Annotated in this window: 23 protein-coding genes and 1 pseudogene; 15 read left to right on the top strand and 9 right to left on the bottom strand. The window is 66.2% G+C overall.

The features are described 5' to 3' along the window. Positions 1–11: 11 nt before the first annotated feature. From KK488_RS08265 to KK488_RS08305, 9 genes are all read left to right on the top strand, one after another. Entirely contained in the window at positions 12–986 is a 975-nt protein-coding gene (locus tag KK488_RS08265) for a P-loop NTPase family protein (protein WP_214622693.1), read from the top strand. Continuing rightward, the gene (locus KK488_RS08270) at positions 983–2,713 is read left to right on the top strand and encodes a TonB-dependent receptor (RefSeq protein WP_214622694.1); all 1,731 of its coding nucleotides are present in this window, start codon (positions 983–985) and stop codon (positions 2,711–2,713) included. Before KK488_RS08265 ends, KK488_RS08270 begins: the two co-directional genes overlap by 4 nt. A 20-nt stretch (positions 2,714–2,733) precedes the next feature. After that, positions 2,734–3,906 (top strand): XrtA/PEP-CTERM system-associated ATPase, encoded by a 1,173-nt coding sequence (locus tag KK488_RS08275; RefSeq protein WP_214622695.1) that lies wholly within the window; start codon positions 2,734–2,736, stop codon positions 3,904–3,906. Between the two features lie 37 nt (positions 3,907–3,943). Beyond that, positions 3,944–4,807, top strand: a complete 864-nt coding sequence (locus KK488_RS08280; protein ID WP_214622696.1) for an XrtA system polysaccharide deacetylase — start codon at positions 3,944–3,946, stop codon at positions 4,805–4,807. Positions 4,808–4,821: 14 nt separating this feature from the next. Beyond that, positions 4,822–5,880, top strand: coding sequence for a FemAB family XrtA/PEP-CTERM system-associated protein (locus tag KK488_RS08285; RefSeq protein ID WP_214622697.1), 1,059 nt, complete (start codon positions 4,822–4,824; stop codon positions 5,878–5,880). Next, entirely contained in the window at positions 5,880–7,136 is a 1,257-nt protein-coding gene (locus tag KK488_RS08290) for a TIGR03087 family PEP-CTERM/XrtA system glycosyltransferase (protein ID WP_214622698.1), read from the top strand. The genes KK488_RS08285 and KK488_RS08290 overlap by 1 nt, the downstream gene beginning before the upstream one ends. Further along, positions 7,133–8,695 (top strand): exosortase A, encoded by a 1,563-nt coding sequence (gene xrtA / locus KK488_RS08295; RefSeq protein WP_214622699.1) that lies wholly within the window; start codon positions 7,133–7,135, stop codon positions 8,693–8,695. Before KK488_RS08290 ends, xrtA begins: the two co-directional genes overlap by 4 nt. Positions 8,696–8,706: 11 nt before the next feature. After that, the gene (locus KK488_RS08300) at positions 8,707–10,605 is read left to right on the top strand and encodes an XrtA/PEP-CTERM system amidotransferase (RefSeq protein WP_214622700.1); all 1,899 of its coding nucleotides are present in this window, start codon (positions 8,707–8,709) and stop codon (positions 10,603–10,605) included. 238 nt (positions 10,606–10,843) lie between these two features. Beyond that, a complete protein-coding gene (locus tag KK488_RS08305) occupies positions 10,844–11,749 on the top strand; it encodes an NADP-dependent oxidoreductase (protein WP_214622701.1) in 906 nt (301 codons plus the stop codon). Between the two features lie 46 nt (positions 11,750–11,795). Here the strand turns inward: KK488_RS08305 and KK488_RS08310 are convergent, their stop codons facing one another. The 3 genes from KK488_RS08310 to fmt form a co-directional block, all read right to left on the bottom strand. Further along, positions 11,796–12,209 (bottom strand): hemerythrin domain-containing protein, encoded by a 414-nt coding sequence (locus KK488_RS08310; RefSeq protein ID WP_214622702.1) that lies wholly within the window; start codon positions 12,207–12,209, stop codon positions 11,796–11,798. Positions 12,210–12,296: 87 nt separating this feature from the next. Continuing rightward, positions 12,297–13,040 (bottom strand): tRNA pseudouridine(38-40) synthase TruA, encoded by a 744-nt coding sequence (gene truA / locus KK488_RS08315; protein WP_214622703.1) that lies wholly within the window; start codon positions 13,038–13,040, stop codon positions 12,297–12,299. Further along, positions 13,037–13,942, bottom strand: coding sequence for a methionyl-tRNA formyltransferase (gene fmt, locus KK488_RS08320; protein ID WP_214622704.1), 906 nt, complete (start codon positions 13,940–13,942; stop codon positions 13,037–13,039). Before fmt ends, truA begins: the two co-directional genes overlap by 4 nt. 52 nt (positions 13,943–13,994) lie before the next feature. Between fmt and recR the strand changes: the two genes are divergently transcribed. Next, on the top strand, positions 13,995–14,591 hold the full coding sequence (gene recR / locus KK488_RS08325; protein ID WP_214622705.1) for a recombination mediator RecR: 597 nt from the start codon (positions 13,995–13,997) through the stop codon (positions 14,589–14,591). Between the two features lie 62 nt (positions 14,592–14,653). Here recR and KK488_RS08330 read toward each other — a convergent pair whose 3' ends face one another. Further along, positions 14,654–14,947, bottom strand: coding sequence for a hypothetical protein (locus tag KK488_RS08330; RefSeq protein WP_214622706.1), 294 nt, complete (start codon positions 14,945–14,947; stop codon positions 14,654–14,656). 286 nt (positions 14,948–15,233) lie between these two features. Between KK488_RS08330 and def the strand changes: the two genes are divergently transcribed. Continuing rightward, entirely contained in the window at positions 15,234–15,764 is a 531-nt protein-coding gene (gene def, locus KK488_RS08335; RefSeq protein ID WP_214622707.1) for a peptide deformylase, read from the top strand. A gap of 152 nt (positions 15,765–15,916) precedes the next feature. Further along, positions 15,917–16,186 carry a hypothetical protein gene (locus KK488_RS08340; RefSeq protein ID WP_214622708.1) on the top strand — a complete coding sequence of 90 codons (270 nt, stop codon included), beginning with the start codon at positions 15,917–15,919 and terminating at the stop codon, positions 16,184–16,186. A gap of 445 nt (positions 16,187–16,631) precedes the next feature. On the opposite strand, the gene KK488_RS08345 is transcribed toward KK488_RS08340, so the two are convergent. Together KK488_RS08345 and gltX are read right to left on the bottom strand one after the other, a co-directional pair. After that, positions 16,632–17,918, bottom strand: a complete 1,287-nt coding sequence (locus tag KK488_RS08345; protein ID WP_214622709.1) for a citrate synthase — start codon at positions 17,916–17,918, stop codon at positions 16,632–16,634. 47 nt (positions 17,919–17,965) lie between these two features. Next, a complete protein-coding gene (gene gltX, locus KK488_RS08350) occupies positions 17,966–19,390 on the bottom strand; it encodes a glutamate--tRNA ligase (RefSeq protein ID WP_214622710.1) in 1,425 nt (474 codons plus the stop codon). 76 nt (positions 19,391–19,466) lie between these two features. Between gltX and KK488_RS08355 the strand changes: the two genes are divergently transcribed. Then, on the top strand, positions 19,467–21,572 hold the full coding sequence (locus KK488_RS08355; RefSeq protein ID WP_214622711.1) for a ComEC/Rec2 family competence protein: 2,106 nt from the start codon (positions 19,467–19,469) through the stop codon (positions 21,570–21,572). Here KK488_RS08355 and KK488_RS08360 read toward each other — a convergent pair. Both KK488_RS08360 and lexA read right to left on the bottom strand, forming a co-directional pair. After that, the gene (locus tag KK488_RS08360) at positions 21,569–22,189 is read right to left on the bottom strand and encodes a nuclear transport factor 2 family protein (protein WP_214622712.1); all 621 of its coding nucleotides are present in this window, start codon (positions 22,187–22,189) and stop codon (positions 21,569–21,571) included. The genes KK488_RS08355 and KK488_RS08360 overlap by 4 nt on opposite strands. A 107-nt stretch (positions 22,190–22,296) precedes the next feature. Continuing rightward, on the bottom strand, positions 22,297–23,004 hold the full coding sequence (gene lexA, locus KK488_RS08365) for a transcriptional repressor LexA (protein ID WP_214622713.1): 708 nt from the start codon (positions 23,002–23,004) through the stop codon (positions 22,297–22,299). A 199-nt stretch (positions 23,005–23,203) separates the two neighbouring features. Between lexA and KK488_RS08370 the strand changes: the two genes are divergently transcribed. Beyond that, a complete protein-coding gene (locus KK488_RS08370; RefSeq protein ID WP_214622714.1) occupies positions 23,204–23,695 on the top strand; it encodes a methylated-DNA--[protein]-cysteine S-methyltransferase in 492 nt (163 codons plus the stop codon). A 6-nt stretch (positions 23,696–23,701) separates the two neighbouring features. Here KK488_RS08370 and KK488_RS08375 read toward each other — a convergent pair whose 3' ends face one another. Continuing rightward, entirely contained in the window at positions 23,702–24,598 is an 897-nt protein-coding gene (locus KK488_RS08375; protein ID WP_214622715.1) for a bestrophin family protein, read from the bottom strand. A gap of 356 nt (positions 24,599–24,954) precedes the next feature. Here KK488_RS08375 and KK488_RS08380 point away from each other — a divergent pair. Further along, positions 24,955–25,980 (top strand): annotated as a pseudogene (locus tag KK488_RS08380) (NF038122 family metalloprotease); the annotation flags it as partial. Positions 25,981–26,005 lie beyond the last annotated feature (25 nt).

Below are 26,005 nucleotides of genomic sequence, written 5' to 3' on the forward strand. Positions count from 1 at the left end.
ACAAGAAGAAAATGGCCGGTCAATCCGCACATCGCAAGCCCCGCTCGCTGATCGAGCGCGCTGCGGACCATTATGATTTCCGCTCCGCCCTGCGCGGCAACGCCGGCGACACGGTCGAGCCGATGCCATCCGCGTTCGAGCCGATCCCGGCGATCGAACAGCCGCTTCCGCCGTTCACGCCGGACATCGTGCCCGTACCCGCGCCGGTGGTGCCGTTGCCCACGAGCTTCGTGCCGCAGGTCGACGCCTGGTCGGGCATCCGCCACCCAATCGACCGGGAGAAGCTTGCGCAGGTTGGCATCATCGTGCCGGACAGCGAAGCGACCGAGACCAGTGAGGAGTTTCGCATCGTCAAGCGCCGGATACTCTCGGCCGCTTTCGAGGAAGGTCATCCCAAGGATCGCGGCAATCTGGTGCTGGTCAATTCGGCGCATCCCAACGAGGGCAAGACTTGGTGCGCGATCAACCTCGCGATGAGCCTGGCTGCGGAGCAGGACATGGACGTGCTGCTCGTCGATGGCGATTTCGCCAAGCCCGGCGTGTGCGAGCGGCTGGGCCTGCCGGAAGGCACAGGCTTCATGGACGCGCTGGTCGACCCCTATCTGCCGATCGAGCAGGCGGTGCTGCGCACTGATATTCCTTCGCTGAGCGTGCTACCCACCGGCCGTCATGTGACCAACGATACGGAGTTCGTCGCGTCCGAACGCACGCGTCAGGTGCTCGATCGTCTGGTGGCGGGCCATCCGCGCCGCATCGTCATCCTCGATTCCCCGCCGGCGCTCGCCGCGTCGGTCGCCTCGGAGCTCGCCCGCCATGTCGGCCAGACCGTGCTCGTCGTGCGTGCCGACAGGACCACCGAGGCGGCCCTGCGCGACGCGGTGAACCTCATCAGTGCCTGCCCGAACATCCGCCTGCTGCTCAACGGCGTCAAATTCTCGTCAAGCGGCCGCCAGTTCGGCACTTATTATGGAAAGACCGCATCATGATGCGCGCCGCTTCCCTTCCATCGCTCGGCCTGCTGGCGCTGGCGCTTCTTGCCACGCCGTTCGTGCCGCTTCGTGCCCAGAGCGGGGGCCTACTCGGTGATTCCGGCGTGTCCAGCAGTGGCCAGGGCAGCGGCGGCGAAGCATCGCCCGCATCCCAGGGCGAGCGCCGCGACCGGCGGACGCGCGGGAGCCAGAGCGGCAAACGCCATGTCGAAATCTCGCCCTATCTGGAAGTCGACCAGACCGCGATCTGGGATCTCAAGGGCGGCAATGGCGACACGCTGACCTATACGACGGTCTCGGCCGGCGTCACCGCGTCGATCGAGACGCAGAGCGTCTCCGTGGGCGCGGACGTGCGCTATGCGCATGAGTTTGCCTGGAACCGCGGTCAGGCCAGCAACGACATCATCAGCGGCATCGTCAATGCCCGCGCCGATGTCGTCGCGAACATGCTGAGCGTCGAAGGCGGCGCGCTGGCGACCCGCGTGCGCTCGGACGGCTTTACCGGGGGCAACAATTCGCTCGCGGGGGTTAACAACACGAGTAACGCTTACAGCTTCTATGTTGGCCCCAATCTCTCGGCGCCGATCGGTGACCTGACCGTCACCGGCGCCTATCGCCTCGGCTATAACCGCGTCGACAATGGCAGCGGCGCCGTCGTCGGCCCGGCCGGCACGTTCGACAGCAGCTGGATCAACACGATCAATCTCTCGGTCGGCATGCAGCCTGGGCCGCTGGCCTTCGGCTGGTCGGTCGGCGGCGGTTATGTGCGCGAGACCAGCAAGCAGCTCTCGCAGCGCTTCGAGGACAAGTTCGTCCGCGCGGACGTCACGGTGCCGGTCAGCTTCACAGTCGCCCTGGTCGGCGGCGTGGGCTATGAGAAGATCCAGATCAGCAGCAAGGATGCGTTGCGCGACGCCAATGGCGTGCCGCTGGTCAACGGCAATGGCGGCTTCATCACCGATCCCGCGTCGCCGCGCCGCCTCTCTTATGATCAGGATGGCCTGATCTGGGATGCCGGCGTGATGTGGCGCCCGAGCCCACGCCTGCAGGCCGAGGCCCGGATCGGCCATCGCTACGGCTCGATGAGCTATACCGGCTCGCTGACCTGGCAGCCGAACGGGCGCACCTCCATCGGGGCGGCCCTGTTCGACAGCGTCGACAGCTTCGGCCGCTCGATGAACGGCGGCCTCGCCAATCTCGGCACCGATTTCACGATCGGGCGCAATCCCTTTTCGGGTGATCTGACCGGTTGCGCGTTCAGCAGCGGCGGCGCCAACGGCGTCTGCATCAACGACATGCTGACCGGCATCAGCGCGGCCAATTTCCGCAGCCGCGGCGTGGTCGCGCAGTTCGCGCACCGCAGCGACATGTGGGGCTACTGGTTCGGCGCCGGCTATACCCAGCGCAAGTTCCTGTCCGGGGGTGTCTCGGTGCTGGCGTCGGTCGATGGCCAGACCGACGAGAACTACTTCGCCTCGGCCGGCCTCAACCGCCAGCTTGGCGCGGATTCGGCCATCGACGCGATGGCCTATTGGAACTACTTTAGCTCCGTGGCCAACGGGGTTGGGAACGTGACCAATATCGGTGCCAATCTGAGCTACCGCCGCAACCTGATGCGCCGCCTCCAGCTCTCGGGCGCGGTTGGCATCGACTCGCTGGATCGCAAAGGCCACGAAGCCTTCGTTTCATTGCTCGCCCAGATCGGGCTACGCTACCAGTTCTGATCGTCCGGAGACTTTCGAAGATGTACGACAAATATTATCGCTTCACCGGACGGCCCTTCCAGCTCACGCCCGATCCGCAATTCTATTTCGAGAGCGCGACGCACCGCAAGGCGATGTCCTATCTCGGCTATGGCCTGGCGCAGGGCGAAGGCTTCATCGTCATCACCGGCGACATCGGTGCGGGCAAGACCACCCTGGTCGGCCACCTGATGGCGACGATCGACCCGCAGCGCCTGACAGCGGTCAAGGTCGTCTCGACCCAGGTCGAGGGCGATGACATGCTCCGGCTCACCGCGCAGGCCTTCGGCATCGCCACCGATCATGTCGAGAAGGCGCATGTGCTCAGCCGCATCGAGGCCTTCCTGCATCATCAGGCGCGCGCTGGCCGGCGCACCCTGCTGATCGTCGACGAGGCGCAGAATCTCGGCTCGACGGCGCTGGAAGAGCTGCGCATGCTCAGCAACTTCCAACTCGGCGGCCAGTCGCTGCTGCAGATCTTCCTGCTCGGCCAACCCGAGTTCCGCGATCGCATCTCGGGCAGCCAGGTGCTGGAGCAGCTGCGTCAGCGCATCATCGCGACCCATCATCTCGAGCCGATGCAGCCCGAGGAAGTCGGCCCCTATATCGAGCATCGCCTGCGCGTGGTCGGCTGGACCGGCAATCCGCGCTTCACGCCGGAGGCCTATGCGCTGCTGGCCGAAGCCAGCGGCTGCGTGCCGCGCCGCCTGAACGCGCTGGTGAGCCGGGTGCTGCTGCTCGGCGCGATCGACCAGCTCGACATCATCGACGAGCGCGTTACCGAGGCGGTGGTTGCCGACCTGGGCGGCGACATCAACCCGGAGACGGAGAGCGACGCCGATCTGCCCGTACAGTCCGTGACCGGCGCAGCGTCGGCGCCCGTGAAGGCGCCAGGCGTTGCGCGCGAGGAGCGCGCCGATGTCGATCGCCTGCGCGCCCTGCAGGCCGAGGTGGAGGCGCTCAACGCCGCGATCTCGCGCGACGACGAGGCGCCGCAGGAAATCGCAACTCCGAGCGATGATGCCGGTCATGTCGCCGAGCTGGAGGGCCGCCTGGCCCGCGCGGAGGCGCGCCTCGACGAGCAGGACGAAGTGTTGCGCCGCATCCTCTCCAAGCTCATCGAATGGGTGGAGCGCGATTCGAAGAACGGCCCGTTCACGAGCCGCGTCGCCTGAGGCATTTCGCCGCTGGTTCTGGTTGAGGAAAAGACCCGTGCTCAATGGTTTGTCAGTTGACATTGAGGACTGGTTTCAGGTTGGTGCCTTCGAGCGTGTGATCGATCGTGCCGACTGGGACGGGTGCGAGAGCCGTGTCGAGCGCAACACGCAGGCGGTCATGGACATGTTCGCGCAAGCGGGCGTGGTCGGCACTTTCTTCACCTTGGGCTGGGTTGCCGAGCGCTTCCCGCAGCTGATCCGCCGGATCGTCGAGGGGGGCCATGAACTTGCCAGCCACGGCTATGATCACCAGCGGGTGTTCGCGATGACGCCGGAGCAATATCGCGCCGATCTTGCCAAGGCGCGCGATCTGCTGGAGCAGGCGGGCGGCATCAGGGTGACCGGCTATCGCGCGCCGAGCTTCTCGATCGACCAGCGCACGCCCTGGGCGCATCACATGCTCGCCGAGGCGGGCTATACCTATTCGAGCAGCGTCGCGCCGATCGTCCACGATCATTATGGCTGGCCGCAGGCGCCGCGCTTCGCCTTCCTGCCTGTGGCGGGCAGCGATCTGGTCGAGTTGCCGGTGACGACGGCTCGGCTCGGCTCGCGGATCGTGGCGGCCGGGGGGGGGGGCTTCTTCCGTCTGCTGCCCTATCGCTTCTCGCACTGGGCGATGACGCAGGTGACGCAGCAGGATCAGCGGCCGGCGATCCTGTATTTCCACCCGTGGGAGATCGATCCGGGCCAGCCGCGCGTCGCCAAGGCGCCGCTGCGCTCCAAGGTCCGCCATTACACCAATCTCGGCGCCATGCAGGGCAAGCTGGAGCGGCTGCTCGGCGATTTCCGCTGGGCGCGCATCGACAGCCTGGTCGAGGGTGAACGCGCCCGCGCCGTCAGCTTCCCGGTCGCAGCTTGAAGTGGTCCCCCATCATGTCCGCCGGCTTCTCCATCGCCCAGGCCGATCTTGACGATCCGCAGACCGTTGCGGAGATCGAACGCTGGATTCTTGCGCGGCCGGATTCGACGCCGTTTCATCGCCCGGCCTGGCTGAAGGCGGTCGCTCGCGGCAACGGCCAGAGCGCCCATATGCTGGTCGCGCGGGATGATGCCGGCGCCATCACCGGCCTCCTGCCGCTGAACTGCATTCACAGCCCGTTGTTCGGACGCGCCCTGGTGTCGTCCGGCTTTGCAGTCGACGGCGGCATATTAACCGATGATGCGCGCGTGGCCGGCGGGTTGGCGGCAGAGGTCGTGCGGCTCGCCGAGACCTGGTCCTGCCCGACGATCGAGCTGCGCGGCGGCGATGCGCCCGGCGCGGGCTGGATCACCAAGTCCGACTCCTACCTCGGCTTCACCCGTCCGATTGCGGCGGACGACGAGGCCGAACTGGAGGCCTGCCCGCGCAAGCATCGCGCCGAGGTGCGCAAGGGCCTCGCCAACGAACTCGACATCCGCTTCGGCAGCCATCAGAGCCTTCGCGATCCCTTCTACGCGCTCTATTGCCGCACGGTGCATAATCTCGGCACGCCGGTCTTTCCGCGCGCGATGTTCGAGGAGGTGCTCGATGCCTTCGGCGACGATGCCGAAATCGTCATGGTCTCCAGGGACGGCGAGCCGCTGACCGCGGTCGCCGCGCTCTATCATGGCGGCAAGGTCATGCCCTACTGGGCCGGCGCCGACCGCAACGCCCGCGCGGCGCGCTCCAACGAGATCGCCTATTTCGCGCTGATGCGGCGCGGCCGCGAGCGCGGCTGCCATACGTTCGATTTCGGCCGCTCCAAGGTCGGCACCGGCACCGCCAACTACAAGCGCAACTGGGGCTTCGAGCCGACCCCGCTCGCCTATCACATCCACGCGGCGCCGGGCCACGAGCCGCGCGACATCAATCCGCTCTCGCCGCAATATGCGCGCAAGGTCGCGCTGTGGAAGGCGCTGCCCAAAGGGGTGGCGGATTTCGTTGGGCCGTGGATCGCGCGGGGCCTTGGCTGATGTCCGCCGATCGGGGAGAGATCCTCTTCCTCAGCCATCGCATTCCCTGGCCGCCCGATCGGGGCGACAAGATCCGCTCGCATCATGAGTTGCGCGCGCTGGCGGCGCTGGCGCCGGTCCATGTCGGCTGCTTTGCCGACGATGCGCGTGATGAGAGTTTCGGCCCGGACATGGCGGAGATCACCGCCAGCCAGTGCATCATGCGGCGGCCGGGCAGGAAGCCGGTCGCGGCGCTGCGTGGGCTGGCCCGGCATGCGCCGCTTTCCGTCGCCTTGTTCGAGAGCGCGGCGATGCAGGATTATGTGCGCCGGACGCTCCGGGATCGACCAATCCGTGCGGTCTTTGGCTTCTCCAGTCAGATCGCCCAATATGTGCATGATCTGCCCGCCGGCTGCCGCTTCGTCATGGATTTCGTCGACATCGATTCCGCCAAGTTCGCCAGCTACGGAGTGGCCAAAGGCGGCCCGATGGGCTGGGTGCACCGGCGCGAGGGCCGCGTGCTCGGCGCCTATGAGGGGCAGATCGCGCGTCAGGCTGACAGGTCGCTGTTCGTCAGCGATGCCGAGGCCGGACTGTTCCGGGAATTGCATGGCTTCTCCCCGGATCGCGTTATCGCACTCGAGAATGGCGTCGCGCTCGACTATTTCTCGTCCGTGGCGACCATGATACCGCTGCTCCCGGGAGAGCGGGGAAGCGGGCCGTTGATCGTGTTCACGGGGCAGATGGACTATCGCCCGAACATCGAGGCGGTGATCGATTTCGCCCAGCGCAGCCTGCCGGCGATCCGCAACGTCTACAAGGATGCGCGCTTCGCGATCGTCGGGCGCAATCCCGTGGCGCAGGTTCGCTCGCTGTGCGGCGAGGCGGGCGTCGTGATGACCGGTGCGGTCGACGATGTGCGGCCCTGGCTCGCCGCGGCCGATGTCGTCGTGGCGCCGCTGCGCATCGCGCGTGGCATCCAGAACAAGATTCTTGAGGCCATGGCCATGGCCCGGCCGGTGATCGCCTCGACGCAGGCGGCCGAAGGCATCGACGCGGTCGAGGGGCGCGACCTGCTGGTCGCGCGCGATCCCGATGCGGAGGCGGGGCTGGTGCTCGATCTGCTGGCCGATCCGACACGGGCGGCGGCGATCGGCCGAGCCGCGCGGGCACGGGTCGAGGCGCGCTATAGCTGGGCGGCTGCGATGGCGCCGCTGGAAGAGCTTTTGTTCGGCAGATCGTCCAGGACAGTCGCCGCCCCGATCGAGGCGGCATGACCGCGCCGTCGCCCCCGCGTCCGCGCTGGCAGCATCTCGTCCTTCGCGAGGCCAGCGGCTGGCAGGCGTCGCTCGCGCGGCTCGTTCTGCTCGCGGCCTGCTTCACCCTGATCTTCCACGCCGACATCATCGGCATGGTGCGGGTCTGGCTCAACAGCCAGCCTTACAGCCATTGCGTCTTCCTGCCCTTCATCATCGGCTGGCTCGTGTGGCAGCGGCGCGAGGGGCTGGCCCGGCTGGAACCCCGCGGCTGGTGGCCGGCGCTTGCCTGGCTGGGACTGGGCGCGCTCGCCTGGCTACTCGGCTGGGCGGCCGGCGTCGCTTTGTTCCGCCACGCCGGGGTGGTGGTGATGGGGCAGGGCCTCGTGCTGCTTGCGCTGGGGCCGGCGGTGGCGCGCGCGCTGACCTTTCCGCTTTTCTACGCCTTCTTCATGATCCCGGTCGGTACCGAGGCCGAGCCGGTGCTGCAGATCTTCACGGCACGCATGGCGGTGCGCATACTCTGGCTGGTCGGCGTCCCGGCGCAGATTTCCGGCATCTTCATCACGACGCCCAATGGCTATTTCCGCGTCGCCGAGGCGTGCAGCGGCACCGGCTTCCTCATCGCCATGGCCGCTTTCTCGACCCTGGTCGCGCATCTCTGCTTCAAGTCGATGCTCCGGCGGCTGCTGTTCATCGGCGGTGCGCTGCTCGTCTGCCTGCTGGCCAACAGCGTGCGCGCCTTCGGGATCATCTACATCGCCTTCCAGACCAGCGTCCATTCGGCGGTGGTCGTCGATCATGTCGTCTATGGCTGGCTGTTCTTCGCCAGCGTGATCGCACTCGTGCTGGCGCTTGGCTGGCCCTTCTTCGATCGCTCGCCGTTCGACATCTGGTTCGATCCGTCCCGGCTGCAGGGCGCGGTCGAGAATCCGCGCGGCCTCGGCCCCACGCTGATGCTGGCAGCGCTGGCGGTGATGCTGCTGCCGGTCGGCTGGTCGGTCGCAGCACGCGCTTTCGCGACGCCCCTGCCGCCGGAGCGTGGCGCGCCGGCGGTGCCGGGCTGGACGCTGGACCCGGTCGGCCTCATCCCGGGCTGGGAGCCGCATTTCAGCGGCGCGGACCGGATGCTCGTCTATCATTATCGCGATTCCACCAATCGCGTTGTCGATCTGGCACTGGTCTTCTTCGCGCATCAGGAAGATGGCAAGGAGCTGGTCGGCTTCGGCCAGGGAGCGGCTGCGCCAGACGGGGCGGCCGGCTGGATCTGGGCCGAGCCCGCGCAGGCGCCCGATGATGCGCGCGGCGACATGCTGGCCGGACCGCAGGCGCAGCGGCGTCTGGCCTACACCTTCTACGACGTAAACGGCACGCTCACTGGCCAGTCTGGGCGCGTGAAGCTGGAAACGTTGAAGGCCCGGCTGCTCGGGCGGGATCAGCGCGCGATGGCGATTATCGTCAGCACGGTGGCACAGCGCGAGCAGCAGGGCGATGTGCGCGCGGCGCAGACCCTGGCCGATTTCCTCGCCGCGCTCGGTCCGGTCGAAGATTTGGCTGACCGCAGCCTCGCGATCCGCTAGGCGCTCTCGCCATGTGCGGCATCGCGGGGATCTTTCACGTCCAGACGGCCAAGCCGGTCGATGAGGGGCGTGTGCGCGCCATGCTCGCGCCGATGGCCTATCGCGGGCCGGACGGGACGGGAGCCTGGACGGGGCCGGGCGTCGGCTTCGGCCATCTGCGCCTGTCGATCATCGATCTGGGCGGTGGTGCCCAGCCGATGCAGACCGCCGAGGGCGACGTCACCGTCACCTATAATGGCGAGATCTACAATTATCGCGAGTTGCGCGCGGAGTTGGAAGCGCGCGGCCATGTCTTCCATACCGAGAGCGACACCGAGGTCATTCTGCATGGCTGGCGGCAATGGGGCGAGGCCTGTGTCGAGCATCTGCACGGCATGTTCGCGCTGGCGCTGTATGACGCGCGCACCCAGTCGCTGTGGCTGGCGCGCGACCGGTTCGGGGTCAAACCGCTGCACTATGCGAGCCTGTCCGACGGAGGTCTGATCTTCGCTTCGGAGATGAAGGGCCTGCTCGCCCATCCCGCGATGCGGCGCGAGCCGGAGCTCAGCGCGGTCGAGGATTATCTGGCGTTTGGCTATGTGCCAGACGACACGTCGATCGTGAAGGGCGTCAAGAAGCTCGGAGCCGGAGAGACCTTGCTCGTTGTCCGGGGCCGTCCGCTGCCGGCACCGCGGCGCTACTGGGACATCAGCTTTGCCGATCGCGAGAAGGGCCGGCAGGAGGATCTCGAGGACGAGCTGTTGGCGCGCCTGCGCGACGCCGTGCGCTCGCGCATGGTGGCGGACGTGCCGCTCGGCGCCTTCCTATCCGGTGGCGTGGACAGCAGCACCGTGGTCGCGCTGATGGCGGAGGTCAGCAGCCAGCCGGTCAAGACCTGCACGATCGGCTTCGACGTCGCGGCGCTCGACGAGACCGACTATGCCGAGCGGATCGCACGGCGCTTCGGCACCGACCATCGCACGCGGATCGTCTCGCCCGACGATTATGGCCTGATCGACACGATCGCCGGCCATTTCGACGAGCCCTTCGCCGATGCCTCCGCCCTGCCGACCTATCGGGTCTGCGAGCTGGCGCGCGAGAATGTGACGGTGGCTCTGTCGGGCGACGGCGCGGACGAGGGCTTTGCCGGCTATCGGCGCCATCTCTTCCAGCATCGTGAGGAGATGATCCGCCGCCTCATCCCGGGGCCGGTGCGGCGCGGCCTGTTCGGCACGCTCGGCAGCCTCTATCCCAAGGCGGACTGGGCGCCGCGCTTCCTGCGCGCCAAATCGACCTTTCAGGGGCTCGCGGCCGATGGCGCCGAGGCCTATGCCGCCTCGGTCAGCATCACGCCCGCCGCGATCCGCGCGCAGCTCTTCACCGACGAAGCCAAGGCGGCGTTCAACGGCCATCGTGCCGAGGATCGCTACATCAAGGCGATGCGCGATGCGCCCACGCGCGACTCGATCGACCGCGCGCAATATGCCGATCTCAAGATCTGGCTGCCCGGCGACATCCTCACCAAAACCGACCGGATGAGCATGGCGGTCAGCCTTGAAGCGCGCGAACCCTTGCTCGACCATCGCCTGATCGAGTTCGCCGCGCGCTTGCCGGTGCGCCAGCGCATCCACGGCAAGTCCGGCAAATATCTGCTCAAGAAAACGATGGAAGACATGCTACCGATGGACATTCTCTATCGACAGAAGATGGGCTTCGTCACGCCGATCAGCGACTGGTTCCGCGGCGCGCTCGCCAGCGAGGCGCGGGCGATCGCCGGTGGGTCGGCGCTGGCGCGTACCGAATGGTTCGACATGCGCCGCATCGCGCGGCTCGCCGAGGCGCATCGCAACGGCACGTCGGACCATGGCCGGCTGCTCTGGCAACTGGTGATGCTCGACAAGTCGCTGGGGCGACTGTTCGGGCTGGGGTGAGGCGGGCGGATCGCTGGCGACACAGCGTTGAGGTTGCTTCGTCCACGCGGCCGCTTTACATGAACAATGTCGCGAAAAACGACTGATCGAGGATAGGTCTCTTACCCTCATCGTTCGAATACAAGCCAATCATCCGTTCGCGATGGTCGGCCAGCGTCTCCAAACAATTCGTCTCTGGCCTGCCGGCCACAGGCACTTTCCGGGCGTTACCCGACGCCGTGACAGTTGGAGCGCAAGGATGAAGGCGATTGAATTCCAGACATATGGCGGTCCCGAGGTGCTGCACATGGTCGAGGTCGAGGCACCCCATGCCGGACCCGGCGAGGTCCGGATCAGGGTTCGTGCCGCCGGGGTAAACCCCTCCGACTGGAAACGGCGCGAAGGGCAATATCGCGCCTTCGAGGAGGTGGATTTCCCTGCCGGCCTGGGCGTGGAAGGCGCAGGCATCGTGGACCAGCTCGGCGCGGGCGTCACCGACGTCGCGACCGGTGACGCGGTGTTCGGATTTGGCGTCGCCATGATGGCCGAACAGGCGATCCTCACGCATTGGGCGAAAAAGCCTGACGATCTCTCGTTCGAGGTTGCGGCGGGTCTGCCGGTGATCTCGGACACTGCCACTCGCGCGCTCGATCAGGTCGGTGTCGGGGAGGGGCAGACCCTGCTGGTCAGCGGCGCAGCGGGCGGCGTCGGCACCGCGATCCTGCAACTGGCGAAGCGGCGCGGCATTGCCGTGATCGGCACCGCGAGCGCGGCGAAGCACGACTATCTTCGCACCCTTGCCGCCATGCCCACCAGTTATGGCGCCGGGCTGGAGGCGCGCCTGCGCGCACTGGCGCCAGCGGGCGTCGATGCCGCGATCGACGTCGCCGGCTCGGGGATCATTCCTGAGCTGATCCGCATCGTCGGCGATCCCCGGCGCGTCCTGTCCGTCGCCGACTTCTCGGCCGAGCAATATGGCGCGAAATTCTCGCGGGGGCCGCCGGCCGATCCCGTCCGGCTGTTTGCCAACATGGCGCACCTGTGCGCGATCGGCGCTTTCACGCTGCGCATAGAGCGGACCTATCCGCTCGATCGGGCAAGGGAGGCCCAGGAGGCCAGCCAATCGGGCCACGTTACTGGCAAGCTCATCGTCCGTGTCGACTAGACGGCAAAAAAGCTCGTTCCGTGCCCTCCCTGCGAGCGGAGTCCTGCTAAGCTGCGTCCGACCAGCCCTTCTTCGCGAGAAGGGGGTACAGTTCTTCCTCCTCGCGTCGGGCGCGCTCGGCCAGCATATCGAGCACCGGGCGCGCCGTCGCGCCAAAGCCGCGCCAGTCCGTCGCGATCCGCTCGGGTGTCCAGTCGGTCATCAGTGCCCCCCAGCTCAGGGCGAGGCCGCCCAGTTCGCGCTCGAAGCGCTCGGCGACCGGTGCCGTTTCGGGATCGCGCTTGAGATAGGGATAGAGATGCGCATCTTCCTTGGCGAGATGGCTGAGGAGGATGCGGTTCATCGTCGCGCGCAGTTGCGTGACGACGGCTGGATCGGGCGGGCCGTCCAGCAGGTTCAGCAATCGAGCCCGCAGATCCATCAGGGCGGCGTGCTCGGCCTTCAGGAAATCGACTTCCATGCGACCGGTTCCGTCGTTGGCGCATATGTCGCCAATCGTTCGGACACGAATTTATGCGTCATCCCTTTAGATTGTCTTAGGACCGTATCACCCCGGGTAATCGGCTCGCATGAAGTAGAGCCCATCCGGCGGCGCATTGTGGCCGAGCGCGGCGCGGTCGCGGGCGTCGAGCGCCGCCTTGAGATCCGCCACCGACCATGTCCCCATGCCGACCAGCGCCAGGCAGCCAACCATCGAGCGCACCTGGTGATGCAGGAAGCTGCGCGCCTGGGCCTGGACAGTGATGCGCTCGCCCGCGCGGGTCACGTCGAGCCGGTCGAGGGTGCGCACCGGACTGTCGGCCTGGCAGTGAGCTGAGCGGAACGTGGTGAAGTCGTGGCGGCCGAGGAGCTGTTGGGCGGCCTCGTGCATGGCCTCGCTATCCAGCACCTGCGGCACCCGCCAGACGAGACCCGCTTCGACCGTGAGCGGTGCGCGGCGATTGCGGATGCGATATTCGTAAGCGCGCGCGATGCAGGAGAAGCGGGCGTGCCAGTCCTCCGGCACGACCTCGCAGCCCAAGATCGCGATTGGTTCGGGACGCAGATGGGCATTGAGCGCTTCCATCAGGCGAAAGGGGGCGATCTCCTTGTCGAGATCGACATGGGCGCGCATGCCGAGCGCATGAACGCCGGCATCGGTGCGGCCCGCGCAATGGATCACTGGTTCCGTGCCGGTGATGCGGCCGAGCGCTTCCTCGATGCATTGCTGAACGGTGGCGCCATGGGCCTGCCGCTGCCAGCCCATATAGGGCCGGCCGTCAAACTCCACAGTGAAGGCGAACCGGCTCATGCCAGCCGGGTGCCAGCGGGGATGGGGAAGCCGCGCAGCAGCTCCTCGGCGCTCATGACGCCCTTGCCGGCCCGCTGCACGAGGGTCGGCCGAAGTGAGCCGTTGCCGCAGCCGATCAGCAGCGCATCATCCAGGACGAAGCCCGGCTGGCCCGGTGCTGCATCGATCGTCGCGGCGAGGATCTTGATCCGTTCCTCGCCCAGCGCGGTCCAGGCACCGGGCGTTGGATTGAAGGCCCGCAGCTGTCGCTCGGCCTGGATCGGCCCGGCCGAGAAATCGATCCGACTCTCGGCCTTGTCGATCTTGGCGGCATATGTGACCCCGTCCTCCGGCTGCACGACGGGCGGATAGGCGCCAATATCGGCGAGCACCTGCGCCATCAACGCCGCGCCGCTTCGCGCCAGCTCCTCGGTCAACTCGCCGGCGGTCTTGCCCGCGACGGGCGTCGTCACCCTGGCCAGCATCGGCCCGGTGTCGAGGCCTTTACCCATCGCCATGATGGTGACGCCGGTCTCCACGTCACCCGCCAGGATCGCTCGCTGGATCGGCGCGGCGCCGCGCCAGCGGGGGAGGAGCGAGGCGTGGACGTTGAGGCAGCCGAGGCGCGGCGCATGCAACACCGCCAGCGGCAGGATGAGGCCATAAGCGGCGACCACCGCCACTTCGGCATCGAGTTCGTCGAACGCATCCTGCTCTGCCGCATCCCGAAGCGATGCGGGCGAGCGGACGGGGAGGCCGAGCGCCTGGGCGCGCGCCTGCACCGGGCTTGGACGCTGCGCCTTGCCGCGGCCGGCAGGGCGAGGCGGCTGGGTATAGACCGCGACGATCTCGTGCCCGGCTGCGATCAGCGTATCGAGTGTCGGCACCGCGAAATCCGGCGTTCCCATGAAGATGATCCGCATGGCGCTGCTGAAACGCTTGTAACGCGCGAGCGCAAGCCCCTATTTGAGCGCCATGTCCTCTCCCGAAATCGATGCCCTGACCCAGGCGCTCGCCCGACTGCCCGGACTTGGCCCCAGATCGGCCCGCCGTGCGGTGCTGCATCTGCTCCAGCGGCGCGACACCGCGCTGACCCCGCTGCTGCGCGCGCTGGAGAGCGTCAACGCAAACATGGTACATTGCTCGGTGTGCGGGAATGTCGACACGGTCGATCCCTGCGGCGTGTGCTCCGATCCGCGGCGTGATGCGCGCGCGCTGTGCGTCGTGGAGGATGTCGCCGACCTCTGGGCGCTGGACAAGTCACGGCTCTTTCCGGGGCGTTTCCATGTTCTGGGCGGGCGGCTCTCTGCGCTGGACGGCGTGCGGCCGGAGGATCTGTCGATCGCCGCGCTCATCCAGCGCGTCGCGGCGGGCGGCATCGACGAGGTGGTGCTGGCGATGAACGCGACGCTGGAGGGCCAGACCACCGCGCATTACATCGCCGAACGGCTGGAATCCTATCCGATCCGGCTGACCCAGCTCGCGCACGGCGTACCGGTCGGCGGCGAACTTGACTATCTCGATGAGGGCACGCTGGCACAGGCGCTCCGGGCGCGGCGGCCCATCGGCTAAGCATATAACCCTAATCGGCCGGCGCCGCGCGGGAGGGATGCGCGACGCCGATCATACCGAGCTCAGTCGCGCTTGTTCGCCTCGGTCTCGTTCAGCGCGAGCTTGGCGGTTGTGCGAAAAGTGGCGCCAGCCTCGATCCACTGGGCGCGCGTGCGGCATGTCTTCTGGGGCATGATCGAGCCCGTGACCTGTTGCGTGACGCAATAGAGCGTTTTACCCTTATGGTCCTTGACCTCGACCTTGAGCTGACCGCCGGCCTGCTCGGCCGGCTGCGCCATGGCGGGCGCGGCCAGGATGGCGGTGGCGAGCAGCGGCGCGGCGAGGAGGGCGAGGGGGTTGATGACGAACTTCGACATTCGGAACTCCTGAAAACGCTTGTGTTTGGCATGGCCAAATCGACCTGCCTCTGTGTTGGTGCACTATCCATGCCAAACACATAATATGTTGAATTTCAGGGATTATGAGAAGATTCACGATCGGTTGTCGTGAAAATTTCCACCAAGATCTGGTGAGATGCACCAATGATCTGGGCTTAAACAGAATCGGTGCGAGGGCGGGGGCGCGCCCGTCGATCACCCTGATCGGAACAAAGCATCAACATGGACGCTTGATCTTGGGGCGTGGGTTTCATATCTCCCGGCCATGGCCATTCGTCCGATCATAGAGACTCCCGATCCGCTGCTGCGGACCATTTCGACGCCGGTCGAAGCGATCGACGATGAGCTGCAGGTGCTGATCGACGACATGTTCGAGACGATGTATGCCGCACCCGGCATCGGCCTCGCCGCGATCCAGGTCGGCGTACCCAAGCGAGTGCTGGTGATCGACCTGCAAGAGCCGGAATCGGACGAGGAGGGCGCACCTGCGGTCAAGCGGCCGATGGTGTTCATCAATCCGCAGATCGTGGAATTCTCTCCCGAAATCTCGGTCTATAACGAGGGCTGTCTTTCGGTGCCCGATCAATATGCCGAGGTCGAGCGGCCCGCGCGCATCCGCGCGAGCTGGATGGACCGGCAGGGCCGCATCCATGAGGAAGAGCTGGACGAGCTCATGTCGACCTGTCTCCAGCACGAGATGGACCATCTCGAGGGCATTCTCTTCATCGACCATCTCTCGCGCCTGAAGCGCGACATGCTGCTCAAGAAGTTGGCGAAGGGCCGCAAGGCGGCCTGAGGATAGCGTCGACTTACTAGCTAGACGCCGACATATTGGACATTTGTCCTATTTAATGCCAAGCCTGTTTCGTCGTTTCGCGAGCGGGGGCGGGCATGGCACTTCGGTCGAACACGGGAATCGCTGCGCCGTGGCGTAGCTTGTGCATTGGAATGGCCGTCTGCCTTGCGATCGTCGCCGTGTTGCCCGGCCACTCGCTTGCTCAGGAGGATCATTCCGGGCTGACCCGGGCGAGTTATCGGCGCAATTGTCTGAAGTGTCACCATAGCGCCGCGCCTGAAGGCATCTCGCCCGAGATCATGGAAGGCCTGCACCCGGTGCCGGGCCTGCGGCCACGGGAGGCGCTGCCGGGGCTGGTCTGCTGGCGGCACTGCGAGACCTGCAAACTGCCGGATCGCGATTGGGTCAGGCCTAATCGCTAACGGCCAGTCTGCGTCGAGCTGAGGCAGGACCAGCGAATTGCCGTCCGGGTCAAAGGTCGGCGTCGTCCGGCATTGTCGGCCGCAGAACATCTCGGGGAGGCGCCGCTAGGTCCTTACGCCATGCGAAATCGGGCTGTCCTATTGGCTCGCGTTGAAGCATGACGAGTCGGGGCATGCCATCCTCCGGCTCCTTCTCATCTTGTATATAGCGGCATGCGGGCGGGCACGCGGCATGTATCGTCGCTGATAGTGTGGCCCTGCTGTGACCTTTGGGCAATCCGGACCGCCGGTTTGACAAGATGGCTTGCCAGGGATGACCGCTCGAATCCGTCCGCGCAGCCTGTTTTCCTGAATCCAGCTAGCTGGCCGTCCGCCAGTGCGTCCCAAAGCCGTTCGCCCTTTCATAAGCTCGGGGCGAACGGTGGATCATTGATGGTGCGCGGTGTCAGCGCTTCTCCACCGGCACATAGGGCCGCTGCGCCGGGCCGGTGTAGAGCTGGCGGGGGCGGCCGATCTTCTGGGCGGGATCGGAGATCATTTCATTCCAGTGCGCGACCCATCCCACGGTGCGAGCGAGGGCGAAGAGGACGGTGAACATGTCGGTCGGGAAGCCGATCGCCGAGAGGATGATGCCCGAATAGAAGTCGACGTTGGGGAACAGCTTCTTCTCGATGAAATAATCGTCGTGCAGCGCCATCTCTTCGAGCTGCAGCGCGACGTCGAACACCGGATCGCTGACGTTGAGCGCGGTCAGCACCTCGCGCACCGTCTTCTGCATGACGGTCGCGCGCGGGTCGTAATTCTTGTAGACGCGGTGGCCGAAGCCCATCAGGCGGAAAGGGTCGTCCTTGTTCTTGGCACGCGCGATGTAGGATGGGATGCGGTCCGGCGTGCCGATCTCGCGCAGCATATTGAGCGCGGCCTCGTTGGCGCCGCCATGCGCCGGGCCCCACAGGCAGGCGATGCCCGCCGCGATGCAGGCGAAGGGATTGGCGCCCGATGAGCCGGCGAGGCGCACGGTCGAGGTCGAAGCATTCTGCTCGTGATCGGCGTGGAGGATGAAGATCCGGTCCAGGGCCTTCTCGATGATCGGATTGACCTCATATTCCTCGGCCGGAACCGAGAAGGTCATGCGCAGGAAATTGCCGGTGTAGGAGAGGTCGTTGCGCGGATAGATGAAGGGCTGGCCGACCGAATATTTATAGGCCATCGCTGCCAGCGTCGGCATCTTGGCGATCAGGCGATGGCTCGCGATCATGCGCTGCTTGGGATCGGTGATGTCGGTCGAGTCATGATAGAAGGCCGAGAGTGCCCCGACGACGCCGCACATGATCGCCATCGGATGCGCATCGCGACGAAAGCCACGATAGAAGGTCGACAGCTGCTCGTGCACCATGGTGTGGCGCGTGATCGTGCCCTCGAAATCCGAAAGCTGGTCCTTGGAGGGCAACTCGCCACGCAGCAGCAGATAGGCCACTTCCATGAAGCTGGATTCTTCCGAGAGCTCCTCGATCGAATAGCCGCGATGCAGCAGCACGCCCTCGTCGCCGTCGATGAAGGTCAGCGCGGAGTCGCAGCTCGCCGTCGAGGTGAAGCCGGGATCATAAGTGAACATGCCCGTCTGGGCATAGAGCTTGCGAATGTCGATGACCTTCGGGCCGACCGATCCTTCGATCACGGCCAGGTCGAGATCCTTGCCGTCAACACCCAGCTTGACTGTGCTGTCGCTCATTCCGTCACCCTTTTCTCTCAATTCGCGGCCCGTTCATTGTGCATCCGTCACGCCTGTGCCTGGTCATCCAGGCGGCCAAGCGTCTCTTCCCGTCCAAGGTGCAGGAGCACGTCGAATATACCCGGCGAAGTTGTTCGCCCGGTTAACGCGGCGCGCAGCGGTTGTGCCACCTTGCCCAGACCGAGTCCGGCGTCCTCTGCCACGGTCCTCACCACGGTCTCGATCTCCTCCAGCGTCCATTCCGGAAGCGCGCGTAGGCGATCGGCCACGGTCTTGAGCAAGGTCCGCGCGTTGTCGTCTAGCAATTTTGCCGCGGCCTCGTCGACAGGAATCGGCCGGGCGACGAAGAGGAAGGCGGCGCCTTCCAGCAACTCGATGACGGTCTTCGCGCGGGGCTGAAGCTCGGGCATGATGGCGATCAGCCGGTGCAGCCGCTCGGCCGCGGCATTGTCGCCCAGGGGAGGCATGCGTTCGGCCACGAGGGCGGCGAGACGGGCCGGATCGGCCTCGCGGATATAATGCGCGTTGATGCTCTCCAGCTTCTTAATGTCGAAGCGGGAGGGCGAGCGGCCGACGCCGGGCAGATCGAACAGCTCGATCGCGCGCTCGGTGGAGATGATCTCCTCGTCGCCATGGCCCCAGCCCAGGCGCAGCAGATAATTGTCGACGGCCTCGGGCAGCATGCCGAGCTTGTCGCGATAAGCGTCGACGCCCATCGCGCCGTGCCGCTTCGAGAGCTTGGCGCCGTCCGGCCCATGAATCAGCGGGATATGCGCATAGACCGGCTCGGGCCAACCCATCGCCTTGATGATTCCGAGCTGACGGAAAGCGTTGTTGAGATGGTCGTCGCCGCGGATGACATGGGTGACGCCCATGTCGTGATCATCGACCACCACGGCGAGCATGTAGGTCGGCGTGCCGTCCGAGCGGAGCAGGATCATGTCGTCGAGCTCGGCATTCTGCACAACGACGCGGCCTTGCACCGCATCCTCGATCACCGTCTCGCCCTCGCGCGGCGCCTTCAGGCGGATGACGAAAGGCTTGTCGCCGCCCTCAGCCGCATCGCGGTCGCGCCAGCGGCCGTCATAGCGCATTGGCTGCTTGGCGGCGCGCTGCTGCTCGCGCAGCTCGGCCAGCTCCTCCTGGGTGGCGAAGCATTTATAGGCATGACCCGCCGCCAGCATCTGGTTGGCGACCTCAGCGTGGCGTGCGGCGCGCGCGAACTGGAAGACCGGCTCCTCGTCGCCGGCCAGGCCGAGCCAGGCGAGGCCGTCGAAGATCGCCGCGATCGCCGGCTCGGTCGAGCGGGCGCGGTCGGTATCCTCGATGCGGAGCAGGAACTTGCCGCCATGGTGGCGGGCGAAGAGATAATTGAACAGCGCCGTGCGCGCGCCGCCGATGTGCAGATAGCCCGTCGGCGAAGGGGCGAAGCGTGTGACGACCTTGTCCGTTGTTTTCGTTGCGTCGCTCACGCTAAACAATGCTCCGGGGGAAGGGGGTAATCATTTGAACGACGCAGCCCCTAGCACGGCTTTTTCGCTGCGACAAATGCCTCTGTTGCGGCGCAGCAAGGGGCGCGCCGAAGGCTGGCTCGCGCGTGTGGAGACGCTGCTGGAAGCCGAGCGTGCGCAACTGCCGCTGTGGGTGCCGGTGGCGCTCGGCGCGGGTATCTGCGCCTGGTTCGCGCTGCCGACGCCGCAGAGCTGGATCGCTTGGGTGATGGCCTGGCTCGGGATCGCTCTGGCGATCGGCGTAATCGCTCGGGGCGGCCGTCTGGCGCAGGTGCTGGCGGCGGCATCGGTGCTGCTGGCAGCGGGATGCCTGCTGGTCTGGGCCAAGGCGATGCTGGTCGGCGCGCCGCCGCTGGCCCATGCGGCGGTGGTCGATCTGACCGCGCAAGTGCGCAGCGTCGATCCGCTGGCGGCTCGCAGCCTGATCCGGCTCGATCTGTCGCCGGTCGATCGGCCGGATCTGCCCGAGCGGGTGCGCGTCAACGCCAAGCCGGAAGAGGTGCCGACGGGGCTGGTGGCGGGTGACCGCATCGCGGTGCGGGCGCGCCTGATGCCGCCCGCCCCGCAAGCGCTGCCTGGCGGCTATGATTATGCGGAGCGCGCCTATTTCGACGGAATCGGCGCGTCCGGCCGCGCGCTCGGCTCGGTACAGCTGGTCGCGGCGAGCGGCGGCGGGCCGGGTCTGCGGGAGCGGCTCGCTGCCCATATCGCGACACGGCTATCGGGCGGTGAGAAGGCGATCGCCATCACCCTCGCGACCGGCGACCAGAACGGGATCAGCGAGGCGGATGCCGAGGCAATGCGTCGTAGCGGCCTCGCGCATCTGCTCTCGATCAGCGGGTTGCATGTCTCGGCCCTGATTTCGGGGGTAATCTTCCTCGTTTATCGCCTGCTGGCGCTGTCGCAGCGGCTCGCGCTGCACTGGCCGATCATCCTGATCGCGGCCTGCGCGGGCGCCGCTGCGGGGATCGGCTATACGCTGCTCACCGGCGCGCAGGTGCCGACGGTGCGCTCCTGTATCGCGGCACTGCTGGTTATCGGTGGACTGGCGCTCGGGCGTGAGGCGATCAGCCTGCGCCTCATCGCCACCGGCGCCCTGTTCGTGATGCTCTTCTGGCCGGATGCCGTGGTCGGGCCGAGTTTCCAGATGAGCTTCGCCGCAGTGACGGCGATCGTCGCGCTCTATGAATATCCGCCCGCGCGCGCGCTGTTCGAGCCGCGCGAGGAAAGCCGGCTGCGGCGATTCGCGCGTCATGGCGCGGTTCTGCTGGTCACCGGCCTCACCGTCGAGATCGTGCTGGCGCCGATCGCTCTGGCGCATTTCCACCGCGCCGGGCTGCTCGGCGCGGGGGCGAACATGATCGCCATTCCGCTGACCAGCTTCGTGGTCATGCCGGCGGAGGCGCTGGCGCTGCTGCTCGATGTCGTGGGGTTGGGCGCTCCGGCCTGGTGGGTCGTGGGTTCCGCGCTGCGATTGCTGCTCGGCGTCGCGCATCTGGTCGCCGCCCAGCCCTATGCGACGATGGCAGTCCCGGTCGGCGGCGACGGCGCCTTCGTGCTCACCATGGCAGGCTTTTTGTGGATGATGCTCTGGCACGGCCGGGTGCGCTGGCTGGGCGCGCCGCTGGCGGTCATCGGGCTGGCCCTCACCCTCACCGCGCCGGAGGCGGACTTGCTGGTCACCGCCGATGGTCGCCACGTCGCGCTCCATATGCCGGGCGGCGGCATGGCGCTGCTGCGTGACCGGGCGGGCGATTATGTGCGTGATGCTCTGGCCGAAGCGGCGGCCTACGAAGGCGAGTTCGCAGCCCTGGCGGAAACGGATGGAGCGGATTGCTCGCCGGATCTGTGCGAGGTCATATTGCCCGTGCCGGCGACCGAGCCAGTCCATCTTCTGGTGACGCGTTCGAGCCTGCGGTTGCCATGGGAGGATATGGTTGCCGCCTGCGCGCGGGCCGACCTTGCCATTGCCGATCGCCTGCTACCCCGCGGTTGCACACCGCGCTGGATCAAGCTCGACCGGCCGGTGCTGAGCCGGATGGGGGGCGTGCTGATAATGCTGAAGGATCGTCGGGTGATCGGCGGGCGTGATCCGCGGGACCGGCATCCTTGGCTGGTCCGCGCGTCCTCGCCCCGCTTCTAGACTTCCTCGTAGTGATAGGGTGCGATCAGCGGATCGGGATAGGCTTCATACGCCATGGTCGGCGGCCGGTCGGGCGCGAGGCCTTCGATCGAGCGGAGCAGCTTGACGCCGCCCTTGTGCCAGCCCTGCTCATAGTCGGTGTAGATGTTCATGTATCCGTGCAGCAGTGCGATGCGCCACTTGCCGTTCTCGACCTTATATGCATTCTCGTAGGTCGCTTCGCCCCAGCGCGCCTCGGCGCCCAGCCTGCCGACCATCATGAAGCTGCGCCATCTCCCCTTTGCGGTCCGCCCCTCCGTGTCGATATGGATGACGGGCTGCAACTGCATGTGATTGTAGAGCACGCCATGTCCATAGGGCGGCAGATGGTGAAGATAGGCGCGCACCCGCTCGCGCCCGACATAGACGCCGCGCCCGGCCAGCTCCAGCGTGCCGTCCGCCGTGAAGAGGGCGGCCGCATCGTCCCAGCGTCCCTTGTCGACATAATAGCCATAGGCCGCCTGCAGGTTGCAGATCTCGACATAGTCGTCGGCCTTGGCCGCCCGCGCGCCCAGCGCCGCGACATCGGCGCGCAGGCGGTCGATTTCCACGTGCAGACGGTCGATCTCTTCTTGCATGATCCTCTCCCGGCATCCCTTCGTGCCGGAATCAGGCTATCGGGCTGACGGTCGCCGGTCGATCCCCCCGCTGGGTATTTTCACGGATATGCGAAGGGCCGGCAAGATCAATTGTAACGACGCAGCAATCCGGCAAGCCGGCCCTGGATGCGCACCTGACGGGCGTCGTAGATCTGCGGCTCATAGTCGCGATTGGCGGGATCGAGCCGGATCCTGCGGCCCTCGGGATGGAAATATTTGAGCGTCGCTTCGCTCTCGTCGATCAGCGCTACCACGATCTGGCCGTCGCGCGCCGTCTCGGTGCGCTGGATGAGCGCGAAGTCGCCATCGAAGATGCCGGCCTCGATCATGGAATCGCCGGAGACCTCCAGCGCGTAATGATCGCCCGCACCGAGCAGTGCGGCCGGAACGGAGAGCATGGTCTGGCCTTCCATCGCCTCGATCGGCACGCCGGCGGCGATGCGGCCATGCAGAGGGATTTCAATCACGTCGTTGGCGGCGATCGGTGTGCCGCGCGCCGGCATCTGTGGCACCGGCTTGCGCAACGGCACGATATCGGCCGTCGGGGCCGGAGCCGGCCGGGCAGGGGCGAGCGCCATGCCCTCGGGCAGCTTGACGATCTCCAGCGCGCGGGCGCGATTGGCGAGCCGGCGGATGAAGCCGCGCTCCTCGAGCGCGCTGATCAGGCGGTGGATGCCCGATTTCGACTTGAGGTCGAGCGCCTCCTTCATTTCCTCGAAGCTCGGCGAGACGCCGCCCTGATCGAGATGCTGCTTGATGTAGCTGAGCAGTTGTTGTTGCTTGGCAGTCAGCATGAGCGGGTCCCCGCGAATATGGAACGGACGGGGAACGTTTAGGCAACGAATCAGGTCAAGTCAAGCAGGCTGATGTGTGCTGAGCTTGGCCAGATACACAATATATTGTCGCCCCGGGGTCGCGTTTTGGGCGCAAGCCACGGGAAGCCATCTTGATCCCGGTCCTGTAGTCATCCAGGACAACAGACGGAGACGAGACATGACCTATGTAACCAGGACGACGGCTTCCCCGGTGGGCCAGCTCACCCTGGTCGCGAGCGACAAGGGGCTCGCGGCGATCCTGTGGGAGAATGACGATCCCGCGCGCGTGCGCCTGGCGCCACGGGTCGAGGCTGCGGATCATCCGGTGCTGGAGGAGGCCGCGCGCCAACTCGCTGCCTATTTCGCGGGAGATCGCACGAGCTTCGATCTGCCGCTCGATTTCCACGGCACGGATTTCCAGAAGCGGGTCTGGGCCGCACTGCTGGCCATCCCCTTCGGCGAAACACGCAGCTATGCGCAGATCGCCGGCGCGATCGGGGCGCCGACCGCATTCCGCGCAGTGGGTGCCGCCAATGGCCGCAATCCCATCTCGATCGTCGCGCCCTGCCACCGGGTGATCGGCACCAACGGCACGCTCACCGGCTTTGCCGGCGGCCTAGAGGCGAAGGAATATCTGCTGCGTCTCGAGGGGCTCGATCTGGCCGCCTGAGCACTCTCAGGTCAGCACATAATGGACCGGCTCGATCGGCGGCGGGATCTCCTCGCCCCCGATCAGCGCCAGCATCTCGCGCTCGACCGTGCGGGCGAGCGCATCGAGCGGCAGATCGTTGGGCTCCAGGCCGAACGGATCCTCGAGCTGGTCGCCCAGCGCATCGAGCCCGAAGAAGGTGTAGCTCGCCAGTAGCACCGGCAGCAGGGTCCACCAGCCCAGCGCGCCGGCCAGTGCGAAGGGCAGCAGCAGGCAGAAGATGTAGGTCGTCCGGTGCAGAACCAGCGAATAAGTGAAGGGCAGAGGCGTCGTCGCGATGCGCTCGCACCCGGCTTGGACCTGGCTAAGCGCGCCGATCTGCGCTTCCAGCAGGGAGTGATGAATCGGGTTGATGCGACCGCGCTCGCTCAAGCGCAGGCAATGTGTGCCAATCTGATGAAGTACGGCATCGACCGGATTGGGGGCGCGCGCCCATGGCCCATCACCGCAATAGCGTGCGATAGCGTGGATTTCATCGCCGCCGCGCAGCCGCAGGCCGAGGCCCAGCGTGAAGCCGCACAGGCCGCGCAGGAGAAGGGCGCGATCGGCCTCGTCGAGGGTCGAGGCCAAGCGGGCGAGGGAGCGACAGGCGATGATCAGGCTGCCCCAGAGCTTGCGGCCCTCCCACCAGCGATCGTAGCAGGCATTGTTGCGGAAGCTCATGAAGATGGAAAGGGCGATGCCGAGCAAGGCGAAGGGAATCGCGCTCACCTGCGCGAACATCCCCGGCCAGACGCGTGCGGCGAGCACCGCGACGGCGCTGACGATGGCGATCGCAAAAAGCCGCCAGACGATCTGTACGAGAATAGTGCCATGTAGGGCGAACAGCACGTCGCGAAGGCCGGGGCGGGGACGGACGATCATGGTGCGCGCACCGCGACTCCAGCATTTTCGGGCATGATCCGGGTCATGAAGAGGGCCTTTGCCTTGCGCGTAGAACCACTGGCAAGCGGGATTGTGACAAGCGCGATTGAAGATAAGTCATTCTTGAAAGAAAGTTTCGCGCCGAAGAATTGCGGATTCCGCAGGGGTAGGCCCTTCGCGATTCCAATTTTGAGACAGAGTCGTCCGCTATGCCCTCAGCGGTGTCTTGCGCACGGTTAATGCCCCGTTAGCATCCTCGGTAGGCGCGTTGGGGAAAACGCGTACATCATTGAAGTTGGGGGTCTAAAATGTTCAATATCATGCATAAGCGGGCGGCGGCCGTCAGCGCCGTCGTGATGGCGCTTGCTTGCGCCGCAGCGCCGGCGCAGGCGCAGTTGAAGATCAACCTGATCGACCAGGGCGGAGTCACGGGTAGCCAGGCCGAGCTGGGCTTCAAGATCGCCGCGGGTTTCTGGGAAAGCGTCATCACCAACAATGTGACGGTCAACCTCGGCGTGGGCTACAGCGCGCTCGGCGCGGGCATCATCGGTTCGACCGGGAGCAGCCGCTACGAAGTCGCCGCCGAGGATGTGATCGACGCGATCAACACTGGTCGCACCACGGCGCTCGATGCGACTGTCGTGCTGCCGACGCTGTCGGCGGGTACGTTCAACGATCCGACGTTCGGTGCCATCCACGGCGTGACCATGGTTCGCAATGCCGCGCGCACGGGCAATACCGGCATCAACCTGAACGCCGCCCAGTATGACACGAGCGTGACCCGCAACAATGCGCGTCTGGTGGGCACCGAGGCGAACCTCAAGGCGCTCGGTTATACCGGCTTCAATGCCGGCAACGATGCGAACATCACCTTCAGCTCGGCGTTCAGCTTCGATTTCAACCCGCTCGACGGCATCACCGCTGGCCAGATGGACTTCATCGGCGTCGCCATCCACGAGATCGGCCACGCCCTGGGCTTCACCAGCGGCGTCGATCTGTATGACCAATATTCCGGCGTGGGCCCGGGTGCGGCGACGGGCAATGCGGTCAACTGGAACAACCAGACCGCCGGCAACATCCTCGACCTGTTCCGTTACAGCATGGATCCGAGCAATGCGGCGCCGGGCTCGAATCCGGTGCTGAATTGGACTGTCGGCGCGCCGGCCTATTTCTCGACCGACGGCGGCCTCAGCCAGTTCGACGACGGCTCGCTCTTCTCGACGGGTGCTTACAATGGCGATGGCCGTCAGGCGTCGCACTTCAAGGACACGGCGAGCCCCGCGGGTTGCAACGGCTACAACCAGATCGGCATCATGGACCCGACCTTCTGTTACGGCGAGATGGGCGTGATCTCGGGCACCGACCTGGCCGCTTTCGACACAATCGGCTGGAACCTCAACATCGATG

This window comes from Sphingobium nicotianae, assembly GCF_018603885.1.
In the GTDB taxonomy this organism is placed as follows: Bacteria; Pseudomonadota; Alphaproteobacteria; order Sphingomonadales; family Sphingomonadaceae; genus Sphingobium; species Sphingobium nicotianae.